Annotated in this window: 14 protein-coding genes, 1 tRNA gene and 3 pseudogenes; 9 read left to right on the top strand and 9 right to left on the bottom strand. The window is 70.0% G+C overall.

What is annotated here, in order from left to right; translation table 11 throughout:
- The first annotated feature begins 140 nt into the window (after positions 1 to 140).
- Positions 141 to 389 (top strand): hypothetical protein, encoded by a 249-nt coding sequence (locus ACZ5NH_RS33140; RefSeq protein ID WP_468780533.1) that lies wholly within the window; start codon positions 141 to 143, stop codon positions 387 to 389.
- Positions 390 to 401: 12 nt separating this feature from the next.
- On the opposite strand, the gene ACZ5NH_RS33135 is transcribed toward ACZ5NH_RS33140, so the two are convergent.
- From ACZ5NH_RS33135 to ACZ5NH_RS33120, 4 genes are all read right to left on the bottom strand, one after another.
- Positions 402 to 1,766: a Cys-Gln thioester bond-forming surface protein gene (locus ACZ5NH_RS33135; RefSeq protein WP_468780572.1), complete on the bottom strand. Its 1,365-nt coding sequence runs from the start codon at positions 1,764 to 1,766 to the stop codon at positions 402 to 404.
- Positions 1,767 to 2,077: 311 nt separating this feature from the next.
- The gene (locus ACZ5NH_RS33130) at positions 2,078 to 2,566 is read right to left on the bottom strand and encodes a single-stranded DNA-binding protein (RefSeq protein WP_468780531.1); all 489 of its coding nucleotides are present in this window, start codon (positions 2,564 to 2,566) and stop codon (positions 2,078 to 2,080) included.
- Between the two features lie 586 nt (positions 2,567 to 3,152).
- Positions 3,153 to 5,618, bottom strand: a complete 2,466-nt coding sequence (locus ACZ5NH_RS33125) for a YfjP family GTPase (RefSeq protein WP_468780529.1) — start codon at positions 5,616 to 5,618, stop codon at positions 3,153 to 3,155.
- Between the two features lie 267 nt (positions 5,619 to 5,885).
- A complete protein-coding gene (locus tag ACZ5NH_RS33120) occupies positions 5,886 to 7,493 on the bottom strand; it encodes a dynamin family protein (RefSeq protein WP_468780527.1) in 1,608 nt (535 codons plus the stop codon).
- Between the two features lie 273 nt (positions 7,494 to 7,766).
- Here ACZ5NH_RS33120 and ACZ5NH_RS33115 point away from each other — a divergent pair.
- Positions 7,767 to 7,839, top strand: a tRNA-Arg gene (locus ACZ5NH_RS33115).
- Between the two features lie 171 nt (positions 7,840 to 8,010).
- Here the strand turns inward: ACZ5NH_RS33115 and ACZ5NH_RS33110 are convergent.
- From ACZ5NH_RS33110 to ACZ5NH_RS33100, 3 genes and pseudogenes are all read right to left on the bottom strand, one after another.
- Complete coding sequence (locus ACZ5NH_RS33110; protein ID WP_468780525.1) at positions 8,011 to 9,411, bottom strand: tyrosine-type recombinase/integrase; 1,401 nt, start codon at positions 9,409 to 9,411, stop codon at positions 8,011 to 8,013.
- Complete coding sequence (locus tag ACZ5NH_RS33105) at positions 9,411 to 9,611, bottom strand: helix-turn-helix transcriptional regulator (protein ID WP_468780523.1); 201 nt, start codon at positions 9,609 to 9,611, stop codon at positions 9,411 to 9,413. The genes ACZ5NH_RS33110 and ACZ5NH_RS33105 overlap by 1 nt, the downstream gene beginning before the upstream one ends.
- Positions 9,608 to 9,814, bottom strand: a pseudogene (locus ACZ5NH_RS33100) (replication initiation protein); the annotation flags it as partial. The pseudogene ACZ5NH_RS33100 and the gene ACZ5NH_RS33105, both read right to left, overlap by 4 nt.
- Position 9,815: 1 nt before the next feature.
- Here ACZ5NH_RS33100 and ACZ5NH_RS33095 point away from each other — a divergent pair.
- From ACZ5NH_RS33095 to ACZ5NH_RS33080, 4 genes and pseudogenes are all read left to right on the top strand, one after another.
- A pseudogene (locus tag ACZ5NH_RS33095) lies at positions 9,816 to 9,941 on the top strand (IS5/IS1182 family transposase); the annotation flags it as partial.
- A 513-nt stretch (positions 9,942 to 10,454) separates the two neighbouring features.
- On the top strand, positions 10,455 to 10,784 hold the full coding sequence (locus ACZ5NH_RS33090; RefSeq protein ID WP_388627710.1) for an OB-fold protein: 330 nt from the start codon (positions 10,455 to 10,457) through the stop codon (positions 10,782 to 10,784).
- A 54-nt stretch (positions 10,785 to 10,838) separates the two neighbouring features.
- Positions 10,839 to 11,543 (top strand): annotated as a pseudogene (locus ACZ5NH_RS33085) (transposase family protein); the annotation flags it as partial.
- A 498-nt stretch (positions 11,544 to 12,041) separates the two neighbouring features.
- On the top strand, positions 12,042 to 12,362 hold the full coding sequence (locus tag ACZ5NH_RS33080; protein WP_468780520.1) for a GYD domain-containing protein: 321 nt from the start codon (positions 12,042 to 12,044) through the stop codon (positions 12,360 to 12,362).
- A gap of 77 nt (positions 12,363 to 12,439) precedes the next feature.
- Here the strand turns inward: ACZ5NH_RS33080 and ACZ5NH_RS33075 are convergent, their stop codons facing one another.
- Both ACZ5NH_RS33075 and ACZ5NH_RS33070 read right to left on the bottom strand, forming a co-directional pair.
- Positions 12,440 to 12,988 carry a carbonic anhydrase gene (locus tag ACZ5NH_RS33075; RefSeq protein ID WP_468780518.1) on the bottom strand — a complete coding sequence of 183 codons (549 nt, stop codon included), beginning with the start codon at positions 12,986 to 12,988 and terminating at the stop codon, positions 12,440 to 12,442.
- 550 nt (positions 12,989 to 13,538) lie between these two features.
- Positions 13,539 to 13,835 (bottom strand): GYD domain-containing protein, encoded by a 297-nt coding sequence (locus ACZ5NH_RS33070; RefSeq protein ID WP_388627705.1) that lies wholly within the window; start codon positions 13,833 to 13,835, stop codon positions 13,539 to 13,541.
- A 248-nt stretch (positions 13,836 to 14,083) separates the two neighbouring features.
- Here ACZ5NH_RS33070 and ACZ5NH_RS33065 point away from each other — a divergent pair, with 248 nt between their 5' ends.
- The 3 genes from ACZ5NH_RS33065 (at position 14,084) to ACZ5NH_RS33055 (ending at position 19,086) form a co-directional block, all read left to right on the top strand.
- Entirely contained in the window at positions 14,084 to 14,449 is a 366-nt protein-coding gene (locus tag ACZ5NH_RS33065) for a hypothetical protein (protein ID WP_468780516.1), read from the top strand.
- Positions 14,450 to 14,641: 192 nt separating this feature from the next.
- Positions 14,642 to 15,922, top strand: a complete 1,281-nt coding sequence (locus ACZ5NH_RS33060) for an NACHT domain-containing protein (RefSeq protein WP_468780514.1) — start codon at positions 14,642 to 14,644, stop codon at positions 15,920 to 15,922.
- A complete protein-coding gene (locus ACZ5NH_RS33055; RefSeq protein ID WP_468780512.1) occupies positions 15,919 to 19,086 on the top strand; it encodes a HEAT repeat domain-containing protein in 3,168 nt (1,055 codons plus the stop codon). Before ACZ5NH_RS33060 ends, ACZ5NH_RS33055 begins: the two co-directional genes overlap by 4 nt.
- Positions 19,087 to 19,364 lie beyond the last annotated feature (278 nt).

The following is a 19,364-nucleotide window of genomic DNA, read 5'->3' as shown; positions in this document are numbered from 1 at the left end:
CATCTTGCCTGACAGCCAGGCCCGGATGGAAACCCGTTGGGCCGAGGGGCTCTGACCTGGGTGTTTGCTTGTTGTCGAAGGGTGGCTCGTTCGTCTCTGTGACAGTGGAGCGCTGATCAGTGATGGGCGATCATGAGCCCATGAGTCACGGCTTACGTCGTATCAGCGGACTGGCGGTCATGATCGCGGGCATCGCGTTGGGTGCCTGGGTGGTTTTCGGGGCTCCGCACGACTGGCATGGTGCCAAGGTCCTCGGGCGGCTGGCGCTCGGCGGACTGGGGGCTGTCGGAATGGTCGGGGGTTCGGCAGAGCTGATCTTTGCCGACACTCCCCGGGACGGGCCCAGCACCCCTCAGGACGGGCCCGGCGCGCAGAACGACGAGGCGTGACGGCGGACCTGGTCAGTCACCGGGCTGTTCCCGCTTGCGCAGTACCACCAGCACCGCGCCGCCGATCACCACGAAGCCGATGGCCACGCCCGCGATCAGCGGGGTGATCGCGGAGCCGCCCGTCGCGGCGAGGTTGGTGTCGGGGGCCGTGGTGCCGCCGACCGAGGCGGGGCTGGGCTCGTTGTGGACCTGGGTCGTCCGTGTGGTGATCGCGCCCTGCGTCTTGCAGTCGAGGACCCCGGTGAAGCGGTGGCTGAAGCCATCGGGTCCGCTGATCGTGAAGTCGTAGGCCTGGTCCTCCTGGAGCGGGACGGTCACCGTGCGGGAGGCGCCCGCGGGGATGGTGTGCTCGGTGCCCATCAGCTCGAAGGTGAAGGACTTGTCGCCCTTGTTGGCCGCGAAGATGTCCAGGCCGCCCTTGGCGCAGTTCTTCCGGGCCGACACCGCCGGTATGGCGCCCTCGTCCGCCCAGGTGGCGGTCGCGGTCGCGGAGACCGTGGACTCGCTGGAGCCGGCCAGGATCTGGGTCTGGCTGCGGCTGTCGGAGGCGAAGGCACGGCCCACCGGCACCGTGGTCGACGCCTGCACGGTCAGCTGCGCCGCGCCGTTCGTGGCGTCCTCGGGAATGTCGAAGTACAGCTGGGTGCCGTCCTGCGCGGACGTCATCACCTTGCCGGTCTTGTCGGTGATCCGCACCCCGCTGGTGGCCGCGTCGGGCGGCGGACTCACCGTGACGGTGCCCGCGTTGGTGTGCACGGTCACCGGTCCCAGCACATCCCCCGGCCGCCCGGAGACCGCCTGTGGGTCCAGGGTCAGCGAGGCCTGCGGTTCGCCGAGGGCGCGGGCGCTCTTCTGCAGATAGGCGGCGAGCTTCTCGGCCTGCGGGTCGACGGCGTCGACCTTCGCGTGGTCGGAGTAGCGCCAGATGGCCACCTGGGTGCCGGCCGCCGCGTCCTGCTCGGTCAGGGTGCCGGCGCCGGCCTGCCGTGCGAGCGCGGCGAGGTCGTTGACCTGGGGATAGGAGTGCTGCAGGATCCAGCGGATCCGGCCGGCGTCCTTGTTGCCGCCCAGCGAGGTGCCGCTCCAGGGCATCTCCTGGTAGAGGGCGTCGCGCTGGGTGGGGTTGTTGAGGTCGACGCAGTACGTCCGGAGGGTGCCGCCGCCGTCGACGGACATCTCGAACAGGCCCGCCTCCACGCGCTGGTCGCCGCCGTCCTCGTGGATCACCGCCTCGCCGTAGGTCTTCAGACCGTTGATCGTGGCCGTCGCCCCGCCCTGGGTCTGCGGTCTTCCGTCGGTCGCGTCGGCCACGGCCGTACCGGCGCCGGACAGCACACCGGCTGCCACGAGGCCGGTCACCGTCGTGGCGGCGGCCAGGCGGGCCGCTCCGGCGGAACGGCTGAACCCACAGAGCGCAGCAAGCACAGAATTCCCCTTCGAGCAGGACCCGTTGGACGCGGGGGACGGTCCCACCAGCAGAATCGGCAGCCCCTAGGGGCACGCCCGGCATCCTATGAATCAGCCGGAGCCTCTCCTGCCGGTCGGATGATCTGATGGGCGATCCGATCCGTAATCGTTATCGCCGGGACCGTCCATGAGCTGGGCATATCGACAAATCCACCGGTTCGTACGGGGCGTTGGGCCGCCAGGGCCCCGGTCCGCCTCCGCTCTGCCGAGCCGGCCTGATGTCACGTCACCGCCACTGGCTCCGCCGCCTGTTGGGGCACAGCGTCTCCCTCGTCCATGACGCCGGCACTGGCGGGATGCGGTGTCTCCCAGTTCGGCTCCGGCCGGGTCCCCGTCACCGGTGCCTCCGGTTTGGCCGAGCGCTGGAAGGCGGCCGTACCGCGTGACAGGTCGTGGCCGATCGCCACGGCGTCGATGTCGGCGGAGGCCCACTGCTGCTGCCCCTCGCGCACCTCCGTGCGCACCTTCAGCCGGCCCTGTACGACGACCGGCTGGCCCACCTCCACGCACGCGGCCACGTTCATCCCGAGCTGCCGGTTGGCCCACACCGTGAAGAAGTTGGTGTGCCCGTCCGTCCAAGCGTTCCTCTCCCGGTCCCAGTAGCGCGCGGTCACCGCCAGCCGGAACCGGGCCGACGGCCCCGCGGCCGACTCCCGGTACACCGGCCGGGTCGCCACGTTGCCCACCACGCACACGGTGGTCTCGTTCATGTCCTCACTCCCCTCCCCCGCCCGGCCCTTCCGACCGGGCGGACACGCGCACGGGGCCGTCCTGTACGGCGCCGTGTCCGTCTTGCATGCCTGTCGTGTGTGTCTGTCGTTTGTGTCTGTCGTTTGTGTCTTTCGCGTTCGTCCGCCGCGTTGGTCTGGCGCGTTGGTCTTTCATGCGTGTCTGCCGTGCGGGCGCGTACGAGCGCCGTACGTGCCCGCACGTCCCGCCGATCGCGCGCACCGTCCGCCACCGTCCCTCCGGCCGGAACCGCCGTGCGATCGCCGCGACCCCAGAGTGCCTCCGCCGGACCGAGCCCGCTGAGAGCTGTGGACGACCGCCCCACCTGTGGAAAACCCCGCCACCCGCACGAGTGACCCCATCTCCGGCCGTCGTCTGCACCCCCGCTCTCGCCCACGCCGTCATCCCGCCCCGGGAACCCGCCGATCACTCATGGATCACCCCTCACCCGGATCAACGCGGAAGCCCCTGAGCCCCTGAAGCACCCGAGCCCCTCCGCCCAAAAAAACGCCGAGGGCCCCGGAAACACCCGAGGCCCCTTGCGCTCACACTCACCCCCTCTCCGGCTCACCCCACGTCCGCCACACCCCGCGCAATGCGCCCGTACTGCTCCCGGACCTCCCGGTACCGCAAGAGCTCCGCCGCCACCGGATCGAGCACCCGTGCCCGGCCGCAGCCGGCGGCAGCCTCCCGGAGCCGGCGTTCCGCCTCCTGGCCGTAGCGCCGGGCCGGGCCTCTCGCCGCCATCCGGCATCCCCACTCCACCAGCGGTCCGCCGACGATCCCGCACACCATCAGCAGCACCGGAACCCCGAGGTTGGGCGCCATGGCACCGACGATCTGGCCGAGCAACCACAGACCGCCCACGACCTGCAGCAGGGTCATCGCCGCCTGGGCCAGCACCGCCGCCGGCCACCAGCCCGGCCGCGGCGGCCGGCCCGGCGGCAGTCCCGCCCGCGCCGCCAGCTCGTCCAGCGCCTCCGACAGCCCCTGCGACCCACGTACAGCCGCCTCGCGCACCGCCTGCGCCCATGGCGCGGGCAGCCCGGCCGAGGCCCGGTCGGACACCGTACGGACCGCCTGTTCGACGCGCTGGCGGGCCGTGGCCTCCTCCTCGGGCTGGGCCGCCCGCACCGGGATGCGGCCCGTCGTGGACTCGCCCCGGGAGTGGTACCAGCGCCACAGTCGCAGCCAGGGCGTGCCGCAGGCGCGGTTGGCGTTGCGCAGCCAGGCCCGCTCGGCGGCCTCGCCCGCCGCGGTTGCGCCCACAGCGTCCGCGAGCCGGTCGGCGAACTCCTCGCGCGCCTCCTCGCTGAGGCCGACCTGCCGCCCGGTGGCGTACACGGGCCGCAGCCCGGCCGCGGCGGCGTCCACGTCGGCCGACACCCGGCGGGCAGCCGCGCCGCGCTCCGCCACGAACTGGCCGAGGGTCTCGCGCAGTTCGCCGATGCCGTCGCCGGTGAGCGCGGACAGCGCGAGCACGGTGGCGCCCGGTTCGCCGTACTCGCCGAGCGCGATGCCGTCCTCGTCCAGCAGTCGGCGCAGATCGTCCAGGACCTGGTCGGCGGCCTCCCCGGGCAGCCGGTCGATCTGGTTCAGTACGACGAACATCACCTCCGCGTGCCCGGCCATGGGCCGCAGATAGCGCTCGTGCAGCACGGCGTCGGCGTACTTCTCCGGGTCGACCACCCAGATCACCGCGTCGACCAGCTTCAGGATCCGGTCGACCTGCTTACGGTGCTCCACGGCTGCGGAGTCGTGGTCGGGCAGGTCGACCAGGACCAGCCCGCGCAACTGCGCCTCGGCCTCCGCACTCTGCAGCGGACGGCGACGCAGCCGGCCCGGGATGCCGAGCCGGTCGATGAGACCCGCCGCGCCGTCGCTCCAACTGCACGCGATGGGCGCGGCGGTGGTCGGGCGTCGTACGCCGGTCTCCGAAATGGCCACTCCGGCAAGGGCGTTGAACAACTGCGACTTACCGCTGCCGGTCGCGCCCGCGATGGCCACGACGGTGTGTCCGCCGGAGAGCTTGCGGCGTGCGGCCGCCTCGTCCAGCACCCGGCCCGCCTCGGCGAGGGTACGGCTGTCCAGGCGGGTCCGGGAGAGCCCGACCAACTCGCGCAGGGCGTCCAGCCGGGAGCGCAGCCGGCCGTCGTACGCGAGCGGGGCCGATGTCTGGCTGCCGGGCAGGCGGCCGCCGCTGTCCAGGGCGGAGGCGCGTTCGGCGGCGAGGGTGGCGGCCGTCGCCTCCGTGACACGCCGGGCGATGAGACCGTCGTCCCAGGGCTCGGAGGAGTCGGGGGACTCGGGGGGATTGGATGACTCGGTGGGCTTGAGGGATTCGGAGGACTGGAGGGGCCTGCGGGACTCAGGCGATCCTGGGAGCTCAGGACGCTCAGGGGACTCACGGGACGTGGGGGATTTCGGCGGCAGCGAGGAGTCCGACGACCGCGAGGGCTCCGAGGGATCCGAGAGCTTGGGCGCCCGGGCGGCGTCTGCGTCCGCCGTCGCGCGGGAGGCGGGGGTCGGCGTGAATACGACCGGGGCTGGGAGCATCGTGAGAGGCGGGACTGGAGGCGCCGGCTTGGCCGGCTGAGCGGGTCTGGCGGGGGGAACCGGCTCGGCTGTGGGGTGCGGGAGCGGGTGCGGGTGCGGCAGATGGAGCTGCGTGCCGCCTGCGGTGTCGGCGTGCTTCGCTCCCCGCTCGTCCGGGTTCTCCCGGTCCACGGCCCCGCCGTCGCCCTCTCCCGCACCCTCGTCCCCGCCCTGCACGCGCGCGTGCGGCCCGCTGGACGGGCTCTCGGAGCCCGGGTCGGCGACGTTCCGGTCGTCTGCCTGCTCACCGGCGATGTGCGCGGAGGCATTGGAGACATTGGAGGCGCTGGAGGGGTTGGAGGCGTCGGACGTGTCGCAGACGTCCGCGCCCCGTTCCCGACCACGATCCCCGACGTGCCCCTCCCCGGCCGCCGGCCCTTCGCCGGAACCGGGACGCGGGCTCCGACCGCCCCCAAGCCGCCCTGCACGCTCGGCCACACCTGCGTTGTACCCGAAGCGATCCACGTACTCGGACCGATCCACGCGGTTCATGTGCGCCACGCGATCGACGGGCTCCACACGATCCACGGGCTCCGCCGGCTCCACGCGGTCCACAAGCCCGGACCCCACGTGACCGCCATGTTCCACGGGCCCGCTACCCCTTTCGTTGCCATGGCTGCCGGGCTCCATGTCCCTCATGCGTCCAACGCGCCTCATGTGGTCGGTGTGATCCGTGTGGTCCTGGTCAGTGACGGCGGTCACCGGTCACCTCTCCTTCTGCAGTACGGACAGCGCGGCGATGAGTGCGGCCTGGGGCTCGGGATGGACGTCCAGGGCATCGAGCGGGGCGAGGCGCCGCTCGCGTTCGGTGTGCAGGACGCGGTCGACGTGTTCATCCAGCAGCCGCCCGGCCCGGTCGCGCAGCCGCAACGCGCCGTGCGCCCCCATGCGCTCCGCGAGCCCCTCGCCCGCGCTGCGCGCCCGGCGTCCGCCGAGCAGCGCGGTGGTGACCAGGGCGGCGACGGCTTCCGGGTCGGGTGCGGAGGCGGCGCGTTCCAGCTCGCGTACCTCGTCCTCGGCGTACTCCTCCAGCTCGCGCCGCCAGCGCCGTACGGCGACACCGATGCGGTGTTCGGTGCTCTCAGCGGCGGACTCGCCGACGGCGAGGGCGAGGGCGGCGCCGGCCGGGTCGCGCCGCCAGACCTCGTCGATGCGCTCGTCTGCGGCGGTGACGGAGCACAGCAGCAGCGCGGCCAGGCTCGCCACGAGTGCGTCGATGAGTTCGCCGGGGGTGCAGTCCAAGGGGAAGGCGCGCCAGCGTTTGAGGGCGTCCCCGGCGAGTACGGCGCCGGACTGGAGCCGGCCACGCACGCGCGCGTGCTCGCTGTCGTAGGCGGCGTCCACGACGGCGATGAGCCGGACGGCGGCGGCGTACTGGGCGGCGGCGGCACTGGCCAGCTCGGGCATGCGGGACTTGAGGGAGTCGAGGAGACCGTACGTCGTACGGGCCATGACATGCTCCCGGGCGGCGGGGTCCTGGGCATGGTGCACGAGCCAGTTCCTCAGCGGCGCGACAGCGGTGGCGGGCAACAGGCCGGCGCCCCAGGCCGACTCGGGCAGCTCGGGCACGGTGAAGCGGGGTACGTCGCCGAGGCCGGCCTTGGTGAGCAGGGCGCCGTACTGCCGGGAGACCTCGGAGACGACCTGGTGGGGAACGCGGTCCAGGACGGTGACGAGGGCGGCGTCGTACTCCTTGGCGGTGCGCAGCAGGTGCCAGGGGACGGCGTCAGCGTAGCGGGCGGCCGTGGTGACCATGATCCAGACGTCGGCGGCGCAGATCAGCTCGGCTGCGAGGACGCGGTTGTCGGCGACCAGGGAGTCGATGTCGGGGGCGTCGAGGAGGGCGAGTCCGCGCGGGAGGGTGTCGGCGCTCTCCACGCGCAGTACGCGCGCGGGGCGGTCGCCGGAGACCGGGAGGTCGTCAAGGTCCTCCTGGGGCGCCCACACGCGCGTGAGATCCGGCAGCACGCGCATGCCGCTGAACCAGTGATGATCCTCCGGATGGCAGACGAGCACCGGCGTCCGGGTGGTCGGCCGCAACACACCCGCCTCGCTCACCCGGCGGCCGACGAGCGAGTTGACGAGCGTCGACTTGCCGGCGCCGGTGGAGCCGCCGACGACGACCAGCAGCGGCGCCTCGGGCTCCCGTAGGCGCGGCACCAAGTAGTCGTCGAGCTGCGCAAGGAGCTCGTCGCGGTTGGCACGCGCGCGTGGGGCCCCGGGCAGGGGCAGCGGAAAGCGTGCGGCGGCGACACGGTCGCGCAGTGCGGAGAGTGTGTCGAGCAGCTGAGGCCGAACGTCCAAGGTCACCACATGCGAAGAATGCCCAATTTTAGGGGAATTCTGAAGCATATGGATATGTCTGCGCGCCGACGGGACAGAACGGGCGCAACGGGCGACCGGGACACGGGTGCAGCCCAGGCATAACGAGTGCACAACACCCGGTGCGCCGGACGCCAAAAGTGGTGCACGATTCGTACCTGCCTGCGATTATCGGGATCGCTTCACCAAACCTCCACATCGAGCCACGGAGGCGAAGCGACAGGGTCCAGGAACAGGGAGCTTTATCCTTGGATCCGCCACCAGGCCCCCGTAGCTCAGTGGATAGAGCAGGCGCCTTCTAAGCGCTTGGCCGCAGGTTCGAGTCCTGCCGGGGGCGCCCAGCTTCAGCCCTCCCATCGGGAGGGCTTTTTGCTGGTCAGGGGCCGTTTCGCTCGACACGGGTCAGCCCCGGACACCCTCTTGGTGATCAAGGGTGCGGTCCGGGGCTGTCCGGCTGTCACCGGGTTTTCGCGGGTGGCCGTGTCGAAGTTCCCAAGCGGTGGGAAGATCAGCCAGCGCCCGGCACCTCCGCCTCCGGGAGGTCGCCCGCGGCTTCCAGCCGCCGTTTGAGGTCCGGCAGCTGCCCGTCGATGCATCGGGCGTAGGTGGCTAGGAGGACAGCGACGCTGTTCCCGGCCCACTCAGCCACTTGGGCAGGCGGGATGCCGTCGTTGAGCCACTTGGTCAGGCGCGTGTTCCGGTTGTCGTACACGCGCCGCTCAGTGGGCGAGTCGAAGACGTGCGGGGGCAGTGCGGCCTTACGCGCGCTGTGCGACGCCAGGCGGATGATGGAACCGGCGAGAATGCCGCCCGACTCCCCCTGGAACAGCAGATCACCCGGCTGGAGCTGCTCGTCCTCGATGTGCTGTCGCAGGATGCGCGTGAGGGACGGATGCCCCGGCACCCTGCTCGTCTCGCCCTCAGCGCGGCCTTTCAGGTGGCGTTGCTCGTGGATCTCCCCCGTGTCGGTCCACTGCTTCCCGACCTCCGGAGTCGCCGTATGGATCAGCAGCTCGCACCACTGGCCGTCGGCGTCGGGGTCGGGCAGGGTCAGGTCCTCCACCCGTATCGCTACGGCTTCCTCGGACCGAGGGCCGCAGTAGTACAGCGTGGCGAAGAAGGCGTGGAGCCGCTTGCCACCGCGCGGCCGGCGCCGAATCCAGTCGAGGATTGCCGCCGCCTGCTCGGGGTTCAGCAAGGATCGCTTGTCCACGGCGTTCGTGGTCTTCGTGGCTGCCGTCGACCCCTTGCCCTTGGGCAGGGGGTTGGCCCGCAGGATGCGCCGCCGGATCGCGTACTTCATGGCCACGTTGAGGATCCGGCGGTTGCGTTTCCGGGACCAGGCCGCCGCTTGCTTGCCGTCGAGGCGCGTGTCGACCGTCTGCAGGACCTGGTCGACCTTCTCCGGGTCCTCCCAGGCCGAGACGGGAAGGGAATTCCGCTCGGCCCACTTGAGGATGGCCACCACGTCTCGGGGTGCGTCCGGGCGTCGGTTCGTGTTGAACGCCCACTCACGCAGCGCGGTGCGTACGGCCGCAGGGGCGAACTGGGTGGGCTTGGCCCGAAGCAGCGCGATGGTGGTCGCCGTCATGGTCATGGCGATGTTCTTGCGGCTGTTGCCGCCGAGTTGAGACCAACGGGCATCTACGTACTCGACCGCGAACTTGTACCAGCTCATGGCAGCCGACTTGGAGCGATGGGACACCGGGAGACCCGTGACGACGACGAAGGCCTCGCTCTTGCCCGTGGCCCGGATGAGTTCGGAGCGGAAGCCTTCGGCGAGCGCAACGGTGTTGAAGGGCTCACGCCAGCGCTTGCCCGCGACCGCCCAGCGCACGGTGTACGCGGTCTTCCGGGCGCCCTTGTAGGTGAGGATCTTGTAGGTCTTCACGTCGTACGTCGTCTTCATCAGGCGGCGTCCTCGCAGTCGTCGAGCCAGTGGTCGAGGTCGCTCCGCCGGATCCTGAGGTCGCCGTTCGGGAGCTTGATGCAGCGCGGCGCGCGGCGTTTGGCCCGCCAGTCGTAGAAGGTCGAGCGGGAGATGGCCAGTTCCTCGCAGATCCCTGCGAGGGTGAGCATGGTGCGTCGTGACCGGATGGCCGTGGTCATTCCGTGCTCCCTTCGTCCTGGAGGGCGTCGCGGGCGGTCTCGCGGTTGGTCTGGAGGTCGCGTGCGATGGTCGCGGCGAGGGCCACCTCACCCGGCGTGCGGCCGTGGGCGGCGTACTGCCAGTCCGCCAGGACTAGGACGGTGTCCGGCTCGCGGTCGTCGAGGCCGAGGACGGATACCTCCTGGGCAGCGCGGTAGTCGCCCGGCGAACGCGCCTTCGCCCGCCTCAAATCCTGGCGACTGCTGCGACAAGCACGCTGCTCGACCAACCGCATCGGCCGGACCGTGGCAGCCGTTCACGCCCTCTTGACCTGCCCATACTCAGGATGAAAGAGGTTCACTGGGCTGCATGCTCTACGAATTCCTCACCGGCCGCACTCCCTTCGCCGGCCCGGAATCCGAAGCCGTCCTATACACCCACGTCAACGTCCTCACCCTCCTCGACAAAAACCTCACACCGGCCCCAATGCCATGCAAGCCCTAAAAGCCCTCAAAAGTGGCGGCGAATCGTCCTGCTGCGGCGTTGGTGTTGCGCGAGGGCGACTGCGGCGAGTTGGAGCGGTTGACCCGTTCCTCGATGAACCTCGTCGTAGGCTGATTCTCGATCGCCGAACGACAAGCCATCCACCGCGGCACCTACACTTCGGTCAAAGACCTCAACGCCAAGCTCCGCACGTACATTGACGGCTGGAACGACCGCGCCCACCCATTCACCTGGACCAAGACAGCAGACGACATCCTCAAGAAGGCCAACCGTAAGAAGATCTCAAGCGCGGAGCACTAGTCGACGACAACTCGAAGAAGACCAGCAGGATCACGCGACACTAGAGAAGGCGGCAACCAATGAAAATTCGAGACCTCCACAACGAATTCACCGCGGACCGCGCCGCCGCCGAGCGTGCCTACTATGGGAAATTCCTCACTCTCGAGGGAATCTCAATCCGAACGGGCGAAAGCCAATATGGTACGCCGGTGGTGGATGTGTCAGATGTCCCCGGAGGCCCCCACCTAGCCATCTTCGTGCTGCCGTTTGACCACCGAATCAAGGAATCATTCCGGATCGTGCGAAGCGTCCCGCTGGGCGTCACCGTCACCGTCAAGGGAGAATGTCGGGTCTTCAGCGAGGACGGAACAGTGCTGGTCATCAAGCAGTGCGAACTCCTCACCCCATGAGTCCCTGCGGGCCATTTCAGGTGCGGTGACATGGCGAAGCCCCTCGTCGTTGGTGTGGTGATCTCACTCAACACGCCATCGGCCGGGGGCTTCGTTGGTTCCGCATCCTTCCATGCTCGACGTGCCCTTCGAACTGGTCGAGCACGTCTCGTGACTCATCTACGCCCGAAGGCGTGAACTTCGATCGCGCTGGCGCAAGTTGGGCTGCTTCAAGCAGGCCCTGCTGGTCCTGGTACTCCTGCGGAAGAACGGGACGCTGGCGCAGGTCGGTGCGGGGTTCGGGGTCTCCGAGGCCACCGCGTGGCGGTATGTGCACGAGACGTCGAGGTCCTGGCCTCGTGGGCACCGGGCATGCACGAGGCCCTAGCCGGGCTGGGCGAAGACGACTTCGTCATCGTAGACGGCACGCTGATCCCCACCGACCGCATCAGGGCGGACGAGCCCTACTACTCCCAGAAACACCGGAAACACGGCATGAACGTTCAGGTCATTGAACGTCCTGACGGCACACCGCTGTGGTTCTCCCGGGCGACGCCGGGACGGAGCCACGACCTGACCGCGGCCCGGGCCCACGGCATCGCCCAGGCCTGCCTCTCGCGCCAGATCCTGGTCCTGGCCGACCGGGCCTACCAGGGAGCCGGCGCCACCGTCCGCACCCCCTACTACGGCCACCGCGACCTGCCCGAGCACTACCAGCGCTGCAACCGCGATCACGCACGTCTTCGGACGCCCGGCGAACGCGCCTTCGCTCGCCTCAAATGAAAGAGGTTCAGTGAGTCGTCATCGCCATACCGCCACTGCCGCTTGCTCTGGTCGACGAGCCCGACAGGGTAACCGAGGTCGGTGGAGTACGGAGAAGATCACAACCAGAGTGCTAGAGCTACGATCACGACAGGCAGAAGAAAGGGGGCGGCGATCGCTTTGCGAAGCTCACGTTCGCCCTTGCCCGGGAACATGGGGTCGTCACCCTCGTCGGTGAATGGAGTCGACGATGCAGCGCTGCCAGTCAGGATCTCACTCGCATCACGGAACCAGAGCTGAAGCCGCCTTCACATCGCCCGATTCCTTCAACATCATATCGAGCCTTGTTCCACCTCGTGAAGGGGCGCCGGGACTCCAGCGCATCCAGGTGCTGGCCCACTCATGCACATACCGATGTGCCTTACGAGTGAATACAGCCGTCCGTTGATCGGCGGACGACGTCACAGCGGGAAGGCCATTCTGCGTATCGGACAAGTCACGGGCAGGGAGCGCCGTATGCCGAAGTTCCTCATCCAGGCCGCCTACACGCCCGAGGGGACGAAGGGCCTGCTCAAGGAAGGCGCAAGTGGCCGCCGCGCCGCCGTCGACCAGGTCGTCGCCGACCTCGGCGGAAGGGTCGAGGCCATGTACTTCGCCTTCGGAGAGGACGACTTCGTGTGCATCCTCGACTTCCCCGACCCAGTCTCCATGGCCGCCGTCAGCCTCAGAGTCAAGGCCAGCGGCGCGCTCCACACCCGGGCCACTCCCCTCCTCACTCTCGACGAGATCGACGAGGCTGCCCGCAGACAGGTCACCTTCCGCCCTCCCGGCGCGTGAGCCGAGCCGGCCCGGCGGGCAGTGCAAGACTCGACAGGGCAACGGCGACCAGCGACAACCACCGGGCGGTCGCCCCGTCAGGAAGGCGCGCCCGCCAGGACCTCTACCTTCCCGGTGTCGAGGGAGTAGTAGGCGCCGACCACGGCAAGACTGCCCTTCCTCACGAGCGGGGCCAGGTCCCGGTTGGAGCGCAGGTCGGCCGCGGTCAGCTTGGCCTGCGCGCGGGCCATGGTCTCGACCGGGTCGGCACCGCCCTCCTTGACCGCCTGTTCGTACGCCGGACGCAGAGCCTTGGCGATCGCTTCGAGATTCCCCGGCAGCGGCTTGCCGCCCTGAAGAGACTTGTACGCCGCCTCGACGGCTCCGCACCGCTGATGCCCGAGGACCACGACGAGCGGAGTGCCACTCGTCATGGGCCCGTACTCCGCAGAGCCCGTGACCACCGGCCCGACCGCCTCTCCTCCGGTGCGCATCACGTACAGGTCGCCCAGCCCGGTGTCGAAGAGAAGTTCCGGCGGCACGCGGGAGTCGATGCAGGCAAGGATCGCGCCGAACGGCTTCTGCCCCTGGGCCACGAACTGGCGCCGGTTCGGATCCCGGTCCGGGTGTTGAATGTTTCCGCTCACCCACCGCTTGTTGCCGTCCATCAGCCTCGCGAATGCTGCGGCGGGCGTTGTCGGGCTCGCTTCCGGCGAAGCACTGGTCGTCAACGAGGTGGCACTCGTCGATGAGCACCCCGCAAGTGCGGCCGCAAAGGCGGCGAGTCCACCAGCGAGCAGAGCCCTGCGATTCGGGTGTTCCGCTGCGACCATCGGTCGTTTCCCCTCGATTCGCCGAGACGCTTGCATACGCCATGACCAGGCGATTGTTCAGCGCGGTGAGGAAACCGGACCGCAGGCACAAGCAGGCGAGGACCACTTTCCCGCAGACGGCCCACAGCATCCGTTCCGGCGGCCGCATGAAAGTCCTGTGCCGGCCGCTCGGCAGCACACGCAAGGGGCGATACAGCAGTGATGTGCGCACGGTGCCGAGTGGGCACCGCACACGCGAAGGCCCCTGGCCGATGCGCCTGGCAGGGGCTCACAGCATCGGGAAGTTCACGCCGGACGCAGGCTGCTCAGGCCCGGCTGCCGAGCCGACCCACCGGACACCGCCGCACGCACGGCGTGGTGGTCGTCAGCCGGCCGCCTTGGCGACGATGCGCTCCATCTCCTCTCGGCCGAAGGCCCGCAGCGTCGTGGAACGGACATTGCCCACCCCACCGAGCTGCAGGAGCGCCGCGGCGGCCGTTTCGTCGTCGGGTGCCTCGACCACGGCCACGAGGTCGTACAGACCGACGGTCCAGTAGATGTTCAAGAGCTTCGCGCCGAGCTTCTGTACCGCTGAGCCGAAGGTCTCGGCGCGCTTCGCGGTGTCCTTGTAGTTTCGGACCCCTTGATCGGTCCAGCTCAGCAAGGCAACGTACGTCGGCATGTCCTTCCACCTTCACGAGGAGACGGATAGCGAGGTCAATCCTGGGCGTCTGAGGCAGAACCCGCACGAGCTACGCGCCCGAACGAGCACAACCGCGACGGTCGATCGCGGTGGCTGATCATGCGCTGATGGCACAACGCGGCCCGGGAGCTCCTGTGGCCCGTCGCAACGTGGCCTGCGGCGCTGGGACGACCGCAGTTGGGAGAGCGCCCAGCGCCGCTGTCAGACCCACCCGCCAGAATCCGTCCGTGCTGACAGCGACCGACGGCCGTGGCCACACGGTGAACCGCCCCACGAAGCCCGCAGTGGGCACCATGCTCGCCAACCTGCGACGCGGCAAGGCGTACTTGGTCCTTGAGCGTCAGGACGAGGGCCGTGAGGGCGACTGGTACATCCAGGTCTGGTTCCGCGACAACAACACCTACTGGCTGGAGTACCGCGACGGCGTCCCGACCGAGCACTACCAGACCCGGACGGTGTCGCAGGAGAAGGTCCTGCAAGCGGTCCTCGGCTGGATGCTCGACAAGCCCGACTGGCGGAAGGGCTTCATGTGGAACAACATCGGCCACATGTTCGCGCCCGCCCCCGACAGCGAGGACGAGCCGACGGCGTAGAGCTGCCGCCTCGGCTCGTCCGTCGGCCTGATGCCGAGTGGTCGTTGCGGTTCCTGCGCCGTCATTCGCACTTCGCCTGTCTTCTGTCAACCCGGCTTGCCCTGACAGACGTCAATGGGCAGCGTGCTCAGGGCCGGTGGGGTAGATTAGGTCACATTCGTCGGGGTGGGGCGTAGAGTGGATACGGGACGGATGAGCAGTTCGCCGTACAGCGCGATGCGCGCCAGGTTGGTGGCCAGAACCGTCGAGCACTACCTCCGCCCCACTTTTCGGGTCCGCGATTCCGCAGACGACTCCGGCGACCGGCTTCGGTTCGACGCGCTCCTCGACCAACTGCCGGATCACCGGTCCAAGCCCGAGCCAAGACCCAAGACGTGGCTGGTGATCGGCGGTGCGGGCAGCGGCAAGAGCACCGCCGTCCTGCAGTACGCGATTGCGCTCCTGGACCGCGAGACCCCCTGCGTTGTCGTCGACAACCGCACGGTCAGGCAATTGGACGTGCACGGCCTGACCGTCAAGGACTTCGCCAAGCAATTGCGCCCGTCAGGCGTCGACGAGAAGTTATGGAAAGCGCACGTCAAGAAGAACCGAGTGGTCTTCCTGGTCGACGCGTTGAACGAATTGGAGCGCGAATTCGAGGACCGCGCCGAGTGGAAGTTCGTCTGGAAACTGGTCGCGGGGTCGCACGACTTCACGGTGCTGGCGACGTCCCGCAGCGAGTACGACGACCTGGACCGGACCATCCTGCGCGATGTCGAGACGATATCCATCGAGCCGCTGGGCGAGCAGGACATCGAGACCTACCTGGCGATGCGCGACGGGTCGGCGACCGAGGCGCTGGCCGAGATCAGGTCGGGCGACATGCTGGGTGTGGCGTCCAACCCGTTCATGCTGTCGCTGCTGACCGACTGGCTGCTCGGCACGCGATCCGTCCAGGACCGGGAGATCCCGCGCAGCCGCGCCGACCTGCTTCGGCAGACCGTGGTACGGCCAGACAGCGAGGGCCGGTTCGGCAAGTCGGAGAAGGACGCGGCGAAGCGCGGGCTCGGCATGGAGGCGGCGCTGTGCGCGGCGGCACTGGCCGCGATCACCACGGGCAAGGGCAACGCGGACTTCCTCGCCTGGGATGTGGAGGCGCTGCTCGGCCGGGTGTGGGACGACAGGGACGACATCGCCAACACGGTGAAGGCCTTCCTGGACACACAGATGGTGCAGCCGGTCGGTGGCGCGGCGGACGGCCAGTACAGCCTCATCCACCCGGCCTTCGTGGACTTCGGCCTGGCTCTGGCGTGGCAGAGCACCAGCCCGCCACCCGTCCTGCTGGACCCCGGCTACCTCGACCAGTGCCTGGGCGACTGGGTCGGCCTGCAACCCGACCCGGACAGCGCCGTGCTCGACCTGCTCGACCCGGACGCCAAGCCGCTGCCGCCCGAACTGATGCGGACGTCCTCCTGGCGAACCGGGGTGTGTTGAGCGACGAGGTGCGCGGGGTGCTGTGGCGACAACTCGGCCATTGCTTCAACCAGGGGCGCCAGACGCGCGACCGCCTGGCCGCGGCGCTGGCCAGCCTGCCTTCGACCGTGCTGCGTGACGGGCTCCAGCGCGGTCTGCTGCGGGAACTCAACGCCACGGACCCGGAGCTCGCGGACGACGTCTTCGCCGCGCTGTGGAACGGATCGCTGAACGCCCAGGCGCTCCAGCGCCTGCGCCGGACCCACCAGCGGAACAAGAAGCCGGCGCCGAAGGAACAGGACCGCGACGAGGCCCTCGCCGCGAAGCGGCGGGTGTGGCTGCGTGGGGAAGCCGATCCGCTCGCACGCCGCCGCAGCGCGAACTGGCTGGGCACCAACGGCGGTGAGCAGGACGTCGACGACCTGCGGACAGCGATGCTGGACGACCCGGACGCCACGGTCCGTGGCGCTTCCGCCACCGCGCTCGGGCGAATCGGCGCGCTTCGGGCCGTCCCCGCCCTGCTGAAGGCCGCTGCGGCCGACGGCGACGGCAGTGTCCGCGGGTCTGCCGCCAACGCCCTCGGCCTCATCGGCCACCACAGCGCCCTCGACGCGCTCACCACCACCCTCGCCGACGACACCGAGGCCAGCGTCCGGGGATCGGCAGCCAATGCCCTCGGCCTCATCGGCCACCAAGGCGCCGTCGACGCGCTCACCACCGCGCTCACCGACCCCGAGGGCAGCGTCCGGGGATCGGCCGCCAGCGCCCTCGGCCGCATCGGCGACTTCCGAGCCGTACCCGCCCTCTCCGCCGCGCTGACCGACACGGAGACCAAGGTCCGGGGATCGGCCGCCGACGCCCTCGGCCGCATCGGTTACCCCGGTGCCGTCGACGCGCTCACCACCACCCTCGCCGACGACGCCGATGCCATCGTCCGGGGGTCTGCCGCCAACGCCCTCGGCCGCATCGGCGACCCCCGCGCCGTACCCGCGCTCGCCACCGCGCTCTCCGACGCCGATGCCATCGTCCGGGGATCGGCCGCCAACGGCCTCGGGCACATCGGCCACCCCGGCGCCCTCGACGCGCTCACCACCGCGCTCACCGACCCCGACTCCATCGTCCGGGGGTCTGCCGCCAGCGCCCTCGGCCGCACCGGCGACCCCCGCGCCGTACCCGCCCTCTCCGCCGCGCTCACCGACACCGACGCGGTCGTCCGAGGATCGGCCGCCAGCGCCCTCGGCCGCATCGGCGACCCCGGCGCCCTGGACGCGCTCACCAACACGCTCACCGACACCGATGCGGTCGTCCGGGGATCGGTCGCCAGCGCCCTCGGCCGTATCGGCCACCCCGGCGCCGTACCCGCCCTCTCCGCCGCGCTGACCGGCGACGCCGACAGCTTCGCCCGTACGTCGGCGGCCACCGCCCTCGGCCGCATCGGCGACCCCGGCGCCCTCGACGCGCTCACCACCGCCCTCGCCCACGACACCGACACCTACACCAGAGGGGCGGCCGCCAACGCCCTCGGCCGCGTCAACGCCCCCGGTGCCCTGGCCCCGCTCACCGACGCACTCCTCCACGACACCGACGACAAGGTGCGCGGATCGGCCGCCAACGCTTTCGGGCACCTGGGTGACACGGCGGCCGCGGAGGTCCTGCGGGCCACCATCGGCAACCCCGAGGAGACCTATCTGACCCGCCGCGCCGCCGTGGGTTCCCTCACCCACCTGGACACCGGGGACGAGGCGTGGATCACGGAGGTCGCCGACCGGCTCAAGTTCACCGCCCGCAACCAGGACGGACGCGCCCTGCGCGGGGCCATCGTCGACCTGGTGGCCCGCCGGGAGATCAAGCCGAGGACGAAGGAATGGCTGATCGGCGTGATCCGCGAGGACAAGGACCCGTTGAACCGCACGACGGCTCTCGAAGGGCTGGCACGGGCCGGTGAGGCGGACGCGGACCTGATCAAGTTCATCATCGCGCCCGAGCGCCCGCGACGGGACAAGCGTCCCCGGGACACCAACGCGGCCGTCCTGGGCGTCGCGGCGGCGGCCGTCGTGCGCGCCTCGGCCGACCACCCGGCCTACACCGAATCCCTGCTCCCCAGCCTCATCCGCCTGCTCATGCAGAAGAACACCCACTGGGCGACGGTCATCCCGCCGCTCACCCAACTACGCCTGCTGCCCCTGCCCGTTGCGAACCGGGTGTTCTCCCGCATTGTGGAGCTCATCGGCGACCAGCCGCCGGAGAACCCGCACTTGGCGCCGGCGCTGGCCGCCGAACGGGAGTCATTGGCCGAGCGCGGGCGCGTGCAGGCCGATGTCGAGTCGTTCACCCGCAACCCCGAGGCGGTGCTCGCCGGGTTCCGCGAACAACGGAAGTCGAGGTTCGAAGTGTCCGCTTCCAGGACCGGCGACGAGTACCACGTCGCCCTGCTCACGGCCGTACCCGTGGAGACGAAGGCACTCTTCCACGCGCTCGACGAGCGCGGCATCACCGCGCACGAGGTGCAGCGCGACGGCCGGTACTACGACGTCTTCGAGCTGGTCTCGGCAGGTCAGCCCGCTGTCCGAGTGGTCACCACGCAGGCCACCGACCAGGGGGGCCAGTCGGCGGCGGCGGTGACGCGCGACCTGCTGTCCACGTTCCGGCCGGACCTGGTGTTCCTGGTCGGGGTGTGCGGCGGCTTCGGTGAGCGCGGGGTGTCGCTGGGCGACGTGCTGTTGGCGCGGGAGGTGTTCGACTACGGCCCGGAGAAGGTGAGACCGGAGGGTGGCGGCCTCAGGCCGCAGGTGTACCGGACCGACGGACAGGTGCTGCGGCTCGTCACCAGGCTCGACACCCGGGGCAGGCTGAACGCGTCGCTGGGTGACGGCGAGCTGCTGGTGAAGGACTTCGCGAGCGGTGAGAAGGTGATCGCCTGGCGGGATTCGGAACTGCGCGCCCAGCTGCTCAACCTGTCTGCCGACATCGGCGGGGTGGAGACCGAGGCGCACGGGGTGCTGCACGCGATCTGGGAGGCGTTCAAGGCGAAGGACTTCGTGGGCGGAGCGATGCTCAAGTGCGTCAGCGACGCCGGCGACGAGGAGATGACCGTGGACAAGAAGGCCAAGCAGACCGAAGCGGCGCGGCGGGCGGCGCGGGTCGCGCTGGACGTGGCGGCGGCGTTCCGCCGCGCGGACGCGTGACCCGGCCGCCGGGGAGCCGCACCCACTCGCCGTTGTGCCGCCCCGTCCGGTCGGGCGATGGGGCGAATGTCTTCTACGGCGGTGGTACGGCGGTGGGCCGAAGATCTTCTATTCGGTCTCGTGCGGCTCCGGCTCCAGGTGAATGACCCGCCCGTTCATGCCGTTCCTCCCTCTCCTTCCGTTATGCCCCCTCCTGCCGGGATGACCGTCTTTCCCATGCCGGCCCGGCATACCCCGCGGGCCGGTGGGACCGGGCCGACCAGAGGGACCGGAGGGGC

This window comes from Streptomyces sp. NPDC031426, from assembly GCF_055581585.1.
This window is presented reverse-complemented; position numbering and strand designations above follow the sequence as displayed.

Bases quoted from the DNA above. Each gene is read 5' to 3' on its own strand.
- ACZ5NH_RS33070 (WP_388627705.1), bottom strand. From the start codon at position 13,835: ATGCCGACGTACGTTGCCTTGCTGAGCTGGACCGATCAAGGGGTCCGA.
- ACZ5NH_RS33105 (WP_468780523.1), bottom strand. From the start codon at position 9,611: ATGACCACGGCCATCCGGTCACGACGCACCATGCTCACCCTCGCAGGG.
- ACZ5NH_RS33110 (WP_468780525.1), bottom strand. From the start codon at position 9,411: ATGAAGACGACGTACGACGTGAAGACCTACAAGATCCTCACCTACAAG.
- ACZ5NH_RS33130 (WP_468780531.1), bottom strand. From the start codon at position 2,566: ATGAACGAGACCACCGTGTGCGTGGTGGGCAACGTGGCGACCCGGCCG.
- ACZ5NH_RS33140 (WP_468780533.1), top strand. From the start codon at position 141: ATGAGTCACGGCTTACGTCGTATCAGCGGACTGGCGGTCATGATCGCG.
- ACZ5NH_RS33060 (WP_468780514.1), top strand. From the start codon at position 14,642: ATGAGCAGTTCGCCGTACAGCGCGATGCGCGCCAGGTTGGTGGCCAGA.
- ACZ5NH_RS33080 (WP_468780520.1), top strand. From the start codon at position 12,042: ATGCCGAAGTTCCTCATCCAGGCCGCCTACACGCCCGAGGGGACGAAG.
- ACZ5NH_RS33090 (WP_388627710.1), top strand. From the start codon at position 10,455: ATGAAAATTCGAGACCTCCACAACGAATTCACCGCGGACCGCGCCGCC.